Source organism: Pseudonocardia broussonetiae, from assembly GCF_013155125.1.
GTDB classification, from domain to species: Bacteria; Actinomycetota; Actinomycetes; order Mycobacteriales; family Pseudonocardiaceae; genus Pseudonocardia; species Pseudonocardia broussonetiae.
The window spans coordinates 797,987-811,478 of record NZ_CP053564.1; the positions used below are offsets into that span (position 1 = coordinate 797,987).

The window sequence follows — 13,492 nt, forward strand, 5'->3', positions numbered from 1 at the left end:
GCGCCTCCGGCGCCCGTGAGTGGTTATCGGTGCTGGAGCACTCGTATCCACTCACGGGTGGACGATCGGGGCCCACTCCGGCCCGATCTCGCCCAGCTCCGGGTCGAGCTTCGCGAACAGCGGGCTCGGCTTGCCCAGCGGCCGGCCGATCTCGATCGGCGTGCTGCCCCAGCGCGCCTGCTCGCTCGCGTAGTCGCCGGTGAGCACCGGGTACGCCGGGCCCTCGCCGAGCTCCTCGACCTCCCGCACCTCCGGCTGCGCCGCCCACACCCCGCTGCCGCCCAGCGCCTCGTGCACCTGCTGCGCGGAGTGCGGCAGGAACGGCGTGAGCAGCGTGTTGGCGTCCTGCACGACCTGCAGCGCGGTGTGCAGGATCGTGTCGCGCCGGTCGGGGTCGTCCTTGCGCTTCCAGGGCTCCTGGTCGCTCAGGTACCGGTTGGCCAGCGTGACGATCCGCATCGCCTCGCCCGAGGCCTGCTTGAACCGGTTGCGCGCGAGCAGCCCGCCGACGGTGTCGAAGCCGGCCCGCGCCGCGGCGAGCAGCTCGGCGTCGGCGTCGGTCGGGGCCGTCGGCTTCGGGATCGCGCCGACGTTCTTGTGCGCCATGGAGATGGAGCGGTTGACGAGGTTGCCCCACTCGTTGGCCAGCTCGAAGTTGGTGCGGCGCACGAACTCGTCCCAGGTGAAGTCGGTGTCCTGGTTCTCCGGCCCGGCGACGGCGATGAAGTAGCGCAGCGCGTCGGGCCCGAACTGCTTCAGGAAGTCCGTCACGTAGATGACGGTGCCGCGGCTGGTGGAGAACTTCGAGCCGCTCATCGTCAGGAACTCCGACGACACGACCTCGCTGGGCAGGTTCAGCGTGCCGAAGGCGCCCGGCGAGCCGCCCCGGTCGCCCGCCCCGTTCTGGCCGAGCAGCAGCGCCGGCCAGATGATGGAGTGGAAGACGATGTTGTCCTTGCCCATGAAGTAGTAGGCCTCGGCCGACGGGTCGGTCCACCACTTCTTCCAGGCGTCGGGGTCGGGCCCGCGGCGCGCCCACTCCACCGAGGCCGACAGGTACCCGATCACGGCGTCGAACCAGACGTAGAGCCGCTTCATCCCGTTCTCGCGCCAGCCGTCGAGCGGCACCGGGACGCCCCAGTCCAGGTCGCGGGTGATCGCGCGCGGCTTGAGGTCGTTGGCGAGGTTCGTCGCGAACTTGAGGACGTTGGGACGCCAGTCGGTGCGCGTGGACAGCCACGAGCCCAGCGAGTCGGCGAACGCCGGCAGGTCGAGGAAGAAGTGCTCGGTCTCGACGAACAGCGGCGTCTCACCGTTGATCTTCGACCGCGGGTTCTTGAGGTCGGCCGGGTCGAGCTGGTTGCCGCAGTTGTCGCACTGGTCGCCGCGCGCGTGCTCGTAGCCGCAGATCGGGCAGGTGCCCTCGACGTAGCGGTCGGGCAGCGTGCGGCCGGTCGACGGGCTGATCGCGCCCATCGCCGACCTCGTGAACACGTAGCCGTTCTTGTGCAGCGCCAGGAACAGGTCCTGCACGACCTCGTAGTGGGTGCTCGTGGTGGTGCGGGTGAACAGGTCGTAGGACAGGCCCAGTCCCTGCAGGTCGTCGACGATCACACGGTTGTACTTGTCGGCGAGCTGGCGCGGCGTGAGCCCCTCGGCGTCGGCCTGCACCTGGATCGGCGTGCCGTGCTCGTCGGTGCCGCTGACCATCAGCACGTCGTCGCCGACCATCCGCCGGTAGCGCGAGAACACGTCGGAGGGCACACCGAAGCCGGAGACGTGACCGATGTGCCGCGGGCCGTTGGCGTACGGCCAGGCCACGGCGGTCAGCACGGAGGAACTCATGGTGACCAGCGTATGCCGCCCCGCGTTCGCGCCCCCGCGAGGTCGGGCACTCGCGCGCCCGGCACCGGACTGCTCGGCCCGGAACTCCTCGGCCCGGCCCGTCGATCCCCTCGCCCGCCGTTCGCCTTACTGGGGCCATCCAGCGAGGAGGACCCCGTGGAGTACGTGATGCTGATCTTCCAGGGCTCGACGCCGCTGCCCGGCTCCGCGGAGTGGGCGGCGCTGTCCGAGGACGAGCAGAAGCAGGTCCACGCCGACGACGAGGCGCTCAACCGGACGCCGGGCGTCACGCCCGGGCCGCCCTTCCTCGAGCGCCGGCTGACCGAGCTGGCCGCGCCGGACTGACGGCCGCACGTCCGGCGACCCCGACACGGTCGCAACGAGACCCCGACTCGCGGGCTTTCCGGGGGAACCCCCGCGAGTCGGGGTCTCGTGGTGCGCGAGTCGGGCTCAGAGGATGAAGAGCATCTCCTGGTAGGTGGGCAGCGGCCACAGGTCGTCGGCCACCACGCCCTCCAGCACGTCGGCCGCGGCGCGCACCGCCGCCATCGCCGGCAGGAGCTCGTCGCGGGCGTGCTCGGCCTCCCCGAGCGCGGTCTCGGCAGGCTCGGTGGTCAGGGCCGCCCGCAGCGCGCCCAGCGCGGTGCGCAGGTCGGTGACCGTGCCCGTCAGCTCCGCCAGGGGCGCCGCGTCGGCGTCGATCCCGGCCGACTTCAGCGCGCCCAGGTTCACCGCCGCCTCCGTCTGGTGGCGGACCGCCGCCGGCAGGACCGACGTCGAGCCGAGCTCGAGGGTCAGGCGGGCCTCGACGCCGATCGTCAGCGCGTACTGCTCCAGGCCGACCTCGTAGCGGCTGTGCATCTCCCGGTGGTTGAACACGCCGTACTTCTCGAACAGCTCCATCGCCGGCTCCGAGATCAGCTCGGGCAGCGCGTCGAGCGTGGTGCGCAGGTTCGGCAGCCCCCGCTCCGCCGCCTCGACCTGCCACTTGTCGGAGTAGCCGTCGCCGTTGAACACCACGGCGCCGTGCGTCGCGATGATCTCGGTGAGCAGGTCCTGCACGGCGGTGTCGAAGTCGGTGCCCGCCGCGACGGCCGTCTCCAGCTCGGTGGCGCAGTGGTCCAGCGCCTCGGCCATGATCGTGTTGATCGTGACCATCGGGACGGCGACGGTCTGCAGCGAGCCCGGCGCGCGGAACTCGAACCGGTTGCCGGTGAAGGCGAACGGGCTGGTGCGGTTGCGGTCGCCCGGGTCGGTGGGCAGGACCGGCAGCGTGTCGACGCCGATCACCATCGACCCCCGGCTCTTCGACGACGTCGCGCGGCCCTTCGCGATCTGCTCGAACACGTCGGCGAGCTGGTCGCCCAGGAAGATCGAGATGATGGCCGGGGGCGCCTCGTTGGCGCCGAGGCGGTGGTCGTTCGTCGCCGACGCCACCGACGCCCGCAGCAGGCCCGCGTAGCGGTGCACGGCGCGGATGACCGCGGCGCAGAACACCAGGAACTGCGCGTTCTCGTGCGGGGTGTCGCCGGGCACGAGAAGGCTGCCGAGCTCGGCGTTGCCCAGGGAGAAGTTGACGTGCTTGCCCGAGCCGTTGACGCCCTCGAACGGCTTCTCGTGGAACAGGCACTCCATGCCGTGCTTCTTCGCGATCGTCTTGAGCGTGGTCATCAGCAGCTGCTGGTGGTCGGCCGCGACGTTGGCGCGCTCGAACATCGGCGCGATCTCGAACTGCCCGGGCGCGACCTCGTTGTGCCGCGTCTTCGCCGGGATGCCGAGCTTGAACAGCTCCCGCTCGGTGTCCATCATGAAGCCGAGGACGCGCTCGGGGATGGCGCCGAAGTAGTGGTCGTCGAACTCCTGGCCCTTGGGCGGCTTCGCGCCGAACAGCGTCCGGCCGGCGTTGAGCAGGTCGGGCCGGGCGAGGAAGAAGTGCCGGTCGACGAGGAAGTACTCCTGCTCGGGCCCGCAGAACGACACGATGTGGCCCGGGTCGGTGTGCCCGAACAGCGTCAGCACCCGCTCGGCCTGCGCGCCCATCGCCTGCTGCGAGCGCAGCAGCGGGGTCTTGTGGTCCAGCGCCTCGCCGGTCATCGACACGAACACCGTCGGGATGCACAGCGTGTTGCCGCTGGGGTTCTCCAGCACGTAGGCGGGGCTCGTGACGTCCCAGCCGGTGTAGCCGCGGGCCTCGAAGGTGTTGCGCAGCCCGCCGCTGGGGAAGCTCGACGCGTCCGGCTCGCCCTGGATCAGCGTCTTCCCGGCGAACTCGGCGAGCGCCGAGCCGTCGGAGACGGGTTCGAGGAAGCTGTCGTGCTTCTCCGCGGTGAGCCCGGTCAGCGGGTAGAACACGTGCGCGTAGTGGGTGGCGCCCTTCTCCAGGGCCCAGTCCTTCATGGCGGACGCGACGGCATCGGCGACGAGCGGGTCGAGCGCGACCCCCCGCTCGATGGTCGCCATCACCGACTTGAACACCGACTTCGGCAGCCGCTTCTGCATCACGGCCTTATTGAAGACGTTCTCGCCGAAGACCTCGCCCGGCGCCTCGGCCCCGGCCCACCCGATCGTCGGGGGGACGTGCGCCTCCACGGCCGAGATCGCCTGCAGACGAACGGTGTTGCCACTCATGTTCCGACCTCTCGCCAGCACTGCGCACGCGCCGGGTGGACCACCCGACCGGGTGACGCTACGAAGGCGGCGTGCCGGGGGTGTTTCGGTCCGGTGACGCTGTGGCGCTCCGTGTGACATCCCGGTGCCGTTCTCCGGACGGGCCGGGGCGGCGCCCGTTCCGGTCCTACGCTCGGGCCCGTGTCGTCACCCCCGCGGCCGTCCCCCGAGCGTCGCATCCACCTGGGTCGGATGGTGACGACGCGGGCCGACCTGCTGCGGCGCACCGGGGTCCCGCACTCCACCGGCGACGCCTGGTACCGCGACCGCGACCGCAACGGCCACCCGCCGCCGGTCGCCGCCGTCGGGCGCCGCCTCTACTTCGACGAGGCCCTGCTGCTGGCCTGGGTCCGCACCCAGCTGCACCCCGGGCCGCCGCCGGACCGGGTCGTGCGCAACGGCCGCTCGCTCGTCTCGCGCGCCGAGCTCGCCCGCCTGTCGGGGCTGTCGGAGTCGGTCCTGGCCGACCTCTACGCCCGGCGCGCCACCACCCGCCACCCCGCCGCGGTGCACCGCGACCGGCGCCACCTCTACTTCGACGAGACCGAGTCGCTCGCCTGGTGCTCGTCCCGCGCCGCTCCCCGCGCACCGGCCCCGCGGGCGCGGCCGGCGACCTGAGGCACCGCGGGAGCCACCACCCGCGGCTCCCCCGCCCGCACCACCACGACCCCGGCCAGGATCAGCGCCCCGCCGACGAGCTGGACGCCCGACGGGCTCTGCGCCAGCAGCACCCACGCGAAGCCCAGCGCGGCGAGCACCTCCCCCAGCGCCACGAACGACGCCAGCCGGGAGCCCAGGACGCGGATCGCGGCGATGCCGCTGACGTAGGCGAGCGCCGCGGTGACGAGCCCGAGCGCGAGCACCGGCACCCACCACGCGACGACGAACCCGTCGAACGCCACCGGCGCGTCCGACACCGCGAACGGCACGACGCCCACCGCGCCGGCCAGCAGCAGCCCCAGCCCCCCGACGAGCAGGCCGCCCGCGGCCAGCACGACGGCGGGGAGCCCGTCGGTGTCGCGCGAGGAGAGCACGAAGTACGACGCCGCGCCGAGCATCGCCCCGAGCGCCCACAGCACGCCGACCACGCTCACGTCGGCGCCCGACAGCACGTCGAGCACCAGGACCAGTCCGGCGGCGCCGAGCACGGCACCCAGCGCGGTGAGGCGGCCGGGCCGCTGCGCGCGGCGCGCCCACAGCCACAGCACGACGGCGACGGGGGCGGTGTACTCGATGAGCAGCGCCACCCCGACCTCCATGTGCGCCACCGCGTTGAAGTACGCGAGCTGGCAGCCGGCCACGGCGAGCAGCCCGAACGCCCCGACGAGCGGGAGGTGGCGGCGCAGCAGGCCCCACCGCCCGCGCAGCGCCACCGCCGCGACCGGCAGGAGCACGACCGCCGCCAGCAGCACCCGGACCGCCACGGCCGCGGCCGCCGACCACCCGGCGTCCATCAGGCCGCGGGCCAGTGACCCGGACAGCCCGAAGGACGCCGCCGACACCACGGCCAGCCCGAACCCCGACGTCAACCGGGCGCCGTCATGTGTCATCACACTCATGAGTCATGACGCTAGACAGCGGGGCATAAGGTGTCAACGTGGTGTTCAACCATGACACGGACATGTCGCTGCTGGCCGCGGCCGTGCTCGCGAACTCCGCGCTGGAGCCCGACACGCTGACGACGGTCGCGGAGCTCGACGCGTTCTACGCCGACATCGGCTACACCGGTGCCCACGCCCGTGACGCCGCCGAGCTCGCCGCCGTCCGGGACCTGCGCGGGCCGCTGCGCGAGCTGCTCACCAGCGACCGCGACACCGCGGTGCGGATCGTCAACCGGATGCTCGCCGAGCACGAGGTCCGGCCCCGGCTCCTGCGCCACGACGGCTGGGACTACCACCTGCACCCCACCGACCCCGACGCCCCGCTGGCCGACCGGATCGCCGTGGAGACGGCCATGGCGATGATCGACGTGATCCGCGCCGACGAGATGGGCCGCCTGTCGATCTGCGCCGACGACACCTGCGGCGGCGTGGTCGTCGACCTCTCCCGCAACCGCTCCCGCCGCTTCTGCAGCACCGCCTGCGGCAACCGCATGGCGGCCGCGGCCTACCGCGCCCGCCGCTCGGGCTAGCCCGGCGCCCGGTCCGGGTCGAGCGCGGTGCCGATCAGGGACAGTCGGGTCGTTCCGGCAGGCGCCAGCCGCGCTCGCCGGCCAGGTCCAGCGCCTCCCGCGGGCCCCACGACCCCTGCGCGTAGGGGCGCGCGGGCGGCGGGTCGGCGAGCACCGGGTCGCACAGCTCCCACAGCCGCTCCACCTCGCGGGTGCTGGTGAACAGCGTGTGGTCGCCCGCGATCGCGTCGAGCAGCAGCTTCTCGTAGGCCTCCAGCGAGTTCTCGCCGCCGAAGGACAGCTGCAGGCTGTGGTGCTCCAGCGCGAGCTCGGGCCCGGGCTTCTTCGCGCGGATGTCGAGGGTGATCCGCGGCTCGTCGGTCAGCTCCAGCACCAGCTCGTTGGGGGCGCCGTCGGCCTCGCCGGGGAACATCGCGAGCGGCGGCTCGCGGAAGCCGAGCGTGATCGTCCGGCGGGTGGCGCCCAGGCACTTGCCCGTCCGCAGCAGGAACGGCACGCCCTTCCAGCGCCAGTTGTCGACGAAGGTCTCGATCGCGACGAACGTCTCCACGGTCGACGCGTCGTCAACGCCGTCCTCGTCGCGGTAGCCCTCGTACTGGCCGAACACGACGCGGCCGGGGTCGAGCGGGCGGACCGCGCGGAAGACCTTGGCCTTCTCCTCGTGCAGCGAGTCGGCGTCGAGCACGACCGGCGGCTCCAGCGCGACGAAGCCCAGCAGCTGGAACAGGTGGGTGGAGATCATGTCGCGGAAGGTCCCCGTCGACTCCATGAACGACGCCCGGCCCTCGATCCCGATCTCCTCGGGCACGTCGATCTGCACGTAGGCGATGTGATCGGCGTTCCAGACCGGCTCCATCAGCCCGTTGCCGAACCGCAGCGCGAGGATGTTCTGCACCGCCTCCTTGCCCAGGAAGTGGTCGATCCGGAACACGTCGTCCTCGGCGAACGTCCCCAGCACCGCCCTGTTGAGCGAGCGCGCCGAGTCGAGGTCGCTGCCGAACGGCTTCTCCAGGACCAGGTGGGCGCGCTCGGCCAAGCCCGTGGAGTCGAGCATCGCGATCATCGGCTCCATCGCCGACGGCGGCACGGAGAGGTAGAGCAGCCGGCGCACCCCGTCACCGAGCTCCTCCTCGGCATCGGCCACCGCGGCCGCGAGGTCGTCGCCGTCGTCGGCGGAGGACACGACGAACCGGATGCCGGACGCGAACTCCGCCCACTTCTCCCCGGCCCCCTCGGGCTCGACGGAGGCGCGGAACTCCTCGTCCGTGCCCGGCGAGTGCCGGCCCGTGCCGATGATCCGGACGTCGGGCAGCAGCCCCGCGGTGTGCAGGCGGAACAGGCCGGGGAACAGCTTGCGCTTCGCCAGGTCGCCCGAGGCTCCGAACAGGACGAGGACGTGGGGGGACGTCATGGCGTCCTGTACCCCGGTCGACCGTCGGGGCAACCGCCCCGCCCGGTTACCGTGGACACATGAACGTCGAGGTGACCCCGCTACCGGGGATCGGGGTGCGCAAGGACTTCGCGCTGCGCGGTGGACGGCGCGTCGGCGTCGTCACGCACCGCGACGGCAAGATCGAGCTCATCATCTCCAAGAGCGACGACCCGGACGCCTGCCTCGCCGAGCTGCCGCTCACCACCGACGAGGCCGGTGCGCTGGCCAACCTGCTCGGCGCGCCGCAGCTCGTCGCCCAGCTCACCGACGAGCAGCGGGAGCTGCCCGGGCTGCACACCCGGCAGATCCCGGTCGGCCCCCCGTTCGACGGGCGCACGCTGGGCGACACCGCCCTGCGCACGCGCACCGGAGTGTCCGTCGTCGCGGTGATGCGCGCGGGCCAGGTCCACCCCTCGCCCACCCCGGACTTCACCCTGACCGCCGGCGACCTCATGGTCACCGTCGGCACGACCGAAGGGCTCGACAACGCCGTCGCGATCCTGAAGAAGGGCTGACGCGTGGAAGGCACCGCCCTGGAACTGCTCGAACTGGGGGCCGTCTTCTTCGGGCTCGGGCTCCTGGGCCGCCTCGCCGGGCGGATCGGCCTCTCCCCGATCCCGCTGTACCTGATCGGCGGGCTCGCGTTCGGCACCGGCGGCATCATCCCGCTGGGCGGCATCGAGGACTTCACGACGCTGGCCGGCGAGGTCGGCGTCGTGCTGCTGCTCCTGCTGCTCGGGCTGGAGTACTCCGCGGCCGAGCTCGTCACCGGGCTCAAGCGCTCCTGGACGGCGGGCCTGCTCGACATCGTGCTCAACGCCGCGCCCGGCGTCGCGGTCGCGCTGGTGCTGGGCTGGGGCCCGGTCGGCGCGCTCGTGCTGGGCGGCGTCACCTACATCTCGTCGTCCGGGATCGTCGCGAAGGTGCTGTCCGACCTGGGGCGCCTGGGCAACCGGGAGACGCCGGTCGTGCTGTCGATCCTCGTGTTCGAGGACCTCGTGATGGCTGTCTACCTGCCGATCCTCACCGCCGTGCTGATCGGGGTGTCGCTGATAGGCGGGATCACCGCCGTCGGGGTGTCGGTGGCCGTGCTCGCCGTCGTGCTGCTGGTGGCGCTCAGGTACGGCCGCTACGTCTCCGCGCTCGTCGACTCCCCCGACCGCGAGGTCTTCCTCCTCAAGGTCCTCGGGCTGGCGCTGCTCGTCGCCGGGTTCGCGCAGGCGATGCAGGTCTCGGCCGCGGTCGGGGCGTTCCTGCTCGGCATCGCGATCAGCGGCTCGACGGCGGAGAACGCCACCCGGCTGCTCGAACCGCTGCGCGACCTGTTCGCCGCGGTGTTCTTCGTCGTCTTCGGGCTCAACACCGACCCGGCCACGATCCCGCCGATGCTGGGCTGGGCCGTCGTCCTCGCCGTGTCCACGACGGCCACCAAGATCGCGACGGGCTGGTGGGCGGCGCGGCGGCAGGGCATCGGCCCGCTCGGCCGCGCCCGGGCCGGCGCCGCGCTGGTGGCGCGCGGGGAGTTCTCGATCGTCATCGCGGGGCTGGCCGTGAGCTACGCGGCGGTCGACGACCGCCTCGCGGCCCTGGCCACCACCTACGTCCTGCTCATGGCCGTGATCGGCCCGGTGGCGGCGCGGGTGGTGGAACCCCTGGCCCGGCGGGTGGTGGTGCCGGCCCGCACCGCCGCCGTCCCGACAGCCGGCACCTGACGCCGCGCCCCAACCCCCGCGAGTCGGGGTGTGGCTGCGCGCGAGTCGGGGTGTCACTGCGCGCGAGTCGGGGTGTCACTGCGCGCGAGTCGGGGTCGGCCACCCACCCCCCGGCGAGTTTGCCGCCCCGCACGCCGAGTTTGCCGCCCCGCACGCCGAGATCGCCGATCGTGCACAGCCGCTGCGGGCGGGATCGGCCGACACCTCGAGCGCCGACGGCGAACTCGCCGGGGTGGGCGGCGAACTCGCCGGGGTGGGACGCGAACTCGCGGCGGTGGGCGGCAAACTCGCCGGGCTCCGCCGCAAACTCGGCGGGAGAGCGGGTGGAGTCAGCGGGCGGCGAGCGTCGCCGCGTACAGCTCCCGCTTCGGCACCCCCGCCGCCTCCGCCACCTCCGCGACGGCCGTCTTCAGCCGCTCCCCCTCGTTCACCCGCTCCTGCACCGCGCCGACCAGCGACTCCACCGTCGGGGCGGCGGTGGGGGCGGCGCCGGCCAGGACGACGGTGATCTCCCCGCGCACCGGCCCCTCCTCCGCCCACTCGGCGAGCTCGGAGAGCGGGCCGCGCAGCACCTCCTCGTGCTTCTTCGTCAGCTCCCGGCACACCGCGGCGCGGCGGTCGGGGCCCAGGACGGTGACGGCGGCGGCGAGGGTGTCGGCCAGGCGGTGCGGCGACTCGAAGAACACCGTGGCCCGCGGCTCGGCAGCCAGGGTCTGCAGCCAGCGCGTCCGCTCGCCCCCGCGGCGCGGCGCGAAGCCCTCGAAGCAGAACCGCTCGACGGGCAGGCCGGACAGGACGAGCGCGGTCGTCACGGCCGAGGGGCCCGGCAGGCAGGTCACCGGCAGCCCCTCGGCCGCGGCGGCGGCGACGAGCCGGTAGCCCGGGTCCGACACCGCGGGCATCCCCGCGTCGGACACGAGCAGGACGGTGCGCCCGCCGCGCACGTCGTCGAGCAGGCCGGGCAGCCGGGCGGCCTCGACGGCGTCGTAGTGGCTGATCACCTTCCCCGCCACGGTGACGCCGAGCGCCGCGGCCAGCGACCGGAAGCGGCGCGTGTCCTCCGCCGCCACGACGTCGGCGGAGGCGATCGCGTCGACCAGGCGGGCCGACGCGTCGCGCGCGTCGCCGAGCGGGGTGGCCGCCACGAGCAGCATCCCGCCGGGTCCGGAGGGGTCCGCTGCGTCGGTCGCCATGCCGCCCACCCTACGAGCGGCCTACGATCGCTCGGGTGACCGACCGTTCCGTGGCCGTGCGGCCCCGCGTGGCGACGGTGCCGGTCGACGACCGCGAGCCGACGCCGGGCAGCCACCCGCTCGGCCAGGAGCCGCCGCTGGCCCCCGCGCCGCCGGTGTCGGCCGCGAGCCTGGGTCCCCCGCCGCCGACCGACACCGTCCGCGGCTGGATCGTCGCGATCACCCTCGCGCTGGTCGCCCTCGTCGTCCGCTTCACCGACCTGGGCCGGATCACCGACGGCGGCACCCCGGTCTTCGACGAGAAGCACTACGTGCCGCAGGCCTGGCAGATGCTGCGCAACGGCGGCGTCGAGGACAACCCGGGCTTCGAGCTCATCGTGCACCCGCCGCTGGGCAAGCAGCTCATCGCGCTGGGCGAGTTCCTCTTCGGCTACGACGGCTTCGGCTGGCGCGCCGCGGCCGCGTTCTCCGGCACGCTCGCCGTGCTGCTGATCGTGCGGGTGGCACGGCGGCTGACGCGCTCGACGCTGCTCGGCGGGATCGCGGGCGTCCTGCTGATCTGCGACGGCCTCTCGCACGTGCAGTCCCGCATGGGCATGCTCGACGCCTTCGCCGCGCTGTTCGTGCTCGCCGCGTTCGCCACGCTGCTCCGCGACCGCGACGACGTCCGCGAGCGGATGGCGCTCGTCGTCGCGCAGGGGCGGATCGGCGACAGCCCCTACGGTCCGCGGCTGGGCTGGCGCTGGTGGCGCCTGGCCACCGGCGTGCTGCTCGGGCTGGGCTGCGCGGTCAAGTGGTCGGGGCTGTACTGGCTGGCCGCGTTCGCCGTGCTCGCCGTGCTGTGGGACCTCACGGCGCGGCGCGCCGCGGGCGTCGAACGGCCGTGGAAGGGCACGGTCGTCCGCGACCTCGCGCCCGCGCTGTGGGCGCTCGCGCTCGTCCCGGTGCTCGCCTACCTCGCGGGCTGGTGGGCCTGGTTCGGCAACGAGACCGCGATCGACCGCTACGCCGCCTCCGGCCCCGCGTTCCTGCCGCCCGCCCTGCGCGCGCTGGCCTACTACAGCGGGCAGGTCCTCGACTTCCACGCCGGCCTGACCACCACCGTCAGCGGCGAGCACCCGTGGGAGTCGAAGCCGTGGTCGTGGCCGATGGGGCTGCGCCCGATGCTCTACTACTTCGCCTCGGGCGACCAGGTCACCGGATGCGGCACCGACGACTGCATCAGCGCCGTCATGCTCATCGGCACCCCCGCTCTCTGGTGGCCCGCGTTCGGCGTGCTCGGCTGGGCGGTCTGGCGGGTCGTCACGCGCCACGACTGGCGCTACGCCGCCGTCCTCGTCGGCTACGGCGCCGGCGTCGTCCCGTGGCTGCTCAACGTCGACCGCCAGATGTACTTCTTCTACATGACGCCCGTCGTGCCGTTCCTGGTGCTGGGCACGGTGCTCGTGATGGGCGAGATGCTCGGACGGGCGACCGCGCCGCGCGAGCGCCGCCAGACCGGGGTGCTGCTCGTCGGGCTGTGGGTGGGGCTCGTCGTCGCCAACTTCGCCTGGATGTGGCCGATCATGAACGGCCTGCCGATCACCCAGGAGATGTGGGACGCCCAGCTCTGGCTGCCGTCGTGGCGGGCCAAGAGCTGACCGCTCAGCCCAGCGCGAGCAGGGCGCTCGCGGTGAGCGCGAGGCCGGCACTCGTCAGCTGGGCGGTGGAGAGCCGCTCGTGCAGCACGAGGCGCGCGAGCAGGACCACCACCACGGGGTAGAGCGAGACGAGCACCGCGCTGACGCCCAGGTCGCCCAGGCGCGTGGCCAGCAGGAACAGCACGTTGGCGAGCGAGTCGAACACCCCGCTGACGGCGACGAGCACCACCACCCCGCGCGTCGCCCGGCCCAGCGCCGCCTCCCGCCCCCGCCGGACGCACAGCGCGGCGATGAGCAGCCCGAGCAGCGCCACCGACACCACGCGCCCGGCCAGCAGCGGCCACAGGCCGGAGCCCTCGGGCGTGGCGTCGAGGCCGACGAAGAACAGCCCGAACCCGGCCCCGGACGCGAGCCCGAGCAGGATCCCGCGGACGGCGACGGCGTCGCGGGTGCCCGCGGTGGCCAGCACGATCGCGGCCAGCGCGACGACGAGCCCGGCGACGGCGACCGCCCCGAGCCGCTCGCCGCCCGCCAGCCCCACCAGCAGCGGCAGCCCGGCCCCGACCACGGCCGACAGCGGCGCGACCACGCCCATCGGCCCGACGGCGAGCCCCCGGAAGTACAGCAGCAGCCCGGACGCCCCGGCGATCCCCGCGAGCGCCCCGATCCCCAGCGCCGCGGCCGACGGCGCACCCGGCACCAGGAACACCGCCGGGACCAGCGCGATCAGCCCCAGGAACTGCGCGCCCGCGGTGACGGCGAGGACGGCGGCGCGCCGGGTGGCGAGACCGCCGGCGAAGTCGGCGACCCCGTAGGCGAGGGCGGCGGGCAGGGCGACGGCGACGGACACGACGCCGAGAGTACAGCGCACT

General features: G+C 73.5%; 12 protein-coding genes. 6 read left to right on the forward strand and 6 right to left on the reverse strand.

Features of this window, described 5'->3' with window-relative positions:
- Positions 1–51: 51 nt before the first annotated feature.
- Complete coding sequence (gene metG / locus HOP40_RS03890; RefSeq protein WP_172154728.1) at positions 52–1,845, reverse strand: methionine--tRNA ligase; 1,794 nt, start codon at positions 1,843–1,845, stop codon at positions 52–54.
- 156 nt (positions 1,846–2,001) lie between these two features.
- Between metG and HOP40_RS03895 the strand changes: the two genes are divergently transcribed.
- On the forward strand, positions 2,002–2,190 hold the full coding sequence (locus tag HOP40_RS03895; protein ID WP_172154730.1) for a hypothetical protein: 189 nt from the start codon (positions 2,002–2,004) through the stop codon (positions 2,188–2,190).
- A gap of 105 nt (positions 2,191–2,295) precedes the next feature.
- Here the strand turns inward: HOP40_RS03895 and HOP40_RS03900 are convergent, their stop codons facing one another.
- Positions 2,296–4,473 (reverse strand): glutamine synthetase III family protein, encoded by a 2,178-nt coding sequence (locus HOP40_RS03900; RefSeq protein WP_172154732.1) that lies wholly within the window; start codon positions 4,471–4,473, stop codon positions 2,296–2,298.
- Positions 4,474–4,653: 180 nt separating this feature from the next.
- On the opposite strand from HOP40_RS03900, the gene HOP40_RS03905 reads away from it, so the two are divergent.
- Complete coding sequence (locus HOP40_RS03905) at positions 4,654–5,130, forward strand: hypothetical protein (RefSeq protein ID WP_172154734.1); 477 nt, start codon at positions 4,654–4,656, stop codon at positions 5,128–5,130.
- On the opposite strand, the gene HOP40_RS03910 is transcribed toward HOP40_RS03905, so the two are convergent.
- A complete protein-coding gene (locus HOP40_RS03910; protein WP_172154736.1) occupies positions 5,043–6,071 on the reverse strand; it encodes an EamA family transporter in 1,029 nt (342 codons plus the stop codon). The genes HOP40_RS03905 and HOP40_RS03910 overlap by 88 nt on opposite strands.
- Positions 6,072–6,109: 38 nt before the next feature.
- Here HOP40_RS03910 and HOP40_RS03915 point away from each other — a divergent pair, with 38 nt between their 5' ends.
- On the forward strand, positions 6,110–6,643 hold the full coding sequence (locus HOP40_RS03915) for a CGNR zinc finger domain-containing protein (protein WP_172154738.1): 534 nt from the start codon (positions 6,110–6,112) through the stop codon (positions 6,641–6,643).
- 34 nt (positions 6,644–6,677) lie between these two features.
- On the opposite strand, the gene zwf is transcribed toward HOP40_RS03915, so the two are convergent.
- On the reverse strand, positions 6,678–8,054 hold the full coding sequence (gene zwf, locus HOP40_RS03920; RefSeq protein ID WP_172154740.1) for a glucose-6-phosphate dehydrogenase: 1,377 nt from the start codon (positions 8,052–8,054) through the stop codon (positions 6,678–6,680).
- Positions 8,055–8,113: 59 nt separating this feature from the next.
- Between zwf and HOP40_RS03925 the strand changes: the two genes are divergently transcribed.
- Together HOP40_RS03925 and HOP40_RS03930 are read left to right on the forward strand one after the other, a co-directional pair.
- Positions 8,114–8,590, forward strand: coding sequence for a cation:proton antiporter regulatory subunit (locus HOP40_RS03925; protein ID WP_172154742.1), 477 nt, complete (start codon positions 8,114–8,116; stop codon positions 8,588–8,590).
- A gap of 3 nt (positions 8,591–8,593) precedes the next feature.
- Positions 8,594–9,787 carry a cation:proton antiporter gene (locus HOP40_RS03930; RefSeq protein ID WP_172154744.1) on the forward strand — a complete coding sequence of 398 codons (1,194 nt, stop codon included), beginning with the start codon at positions 8,594–8,596 and terminating at the stop codon, positions 9,785–9,787.
- A 329-nt stretch (positions 9,788–10,116) separates the two neighbouring features.
- Here HOP40_RS03930 and rsmI read toward each other — a convergent pair whose 3' ends face one another.
- A complete protein-coding gene (gene rsmI, locus HOP40_RS03935; protein WP_172154746.1) occupies positions 10,117–10,980 on the reverse strand; it encodes a 16S rRNA (cytidine(1402)-2'-O)-methyltransferase in 864 nt (287 codons plus the stop codon).
- Between the two features lie 68 nt (positions 10,981–11,048).
- Between rsmI and HOP40_RS03940 the strand changes: the two genes are divergently transcribed.
- A complete protein-coding gene (locus HOP40_RS03940) occupies positions 11,049–12,620 on the forward strand; it encodes a dolichyl-phosphate-mannose--protein mannosyltransferase (RefSeq protein WP_205347241.1) in 1,572 nt (523 codons plus the stop codon).
- 4 nt (positions 12,621–12,624) lie between these two features.
- Here HOP40_RS03940 and HOP40_RS03945 read toward each other — a convergent pair whose 3' ends face one another.
- On the reverse strand, positions 12,625–13,470 hold the full coding sequence (locus tag HOP40_RS03945) for an EamA family transporter (protein ID WP_172154748.1): 846 nt from the start codon (positions 13,468–13,470) through the stop codon (positions 12,625–12,627).
- Between the last annotated feature and the right edge of the window lie 22 nt (positions 13,471–13,492).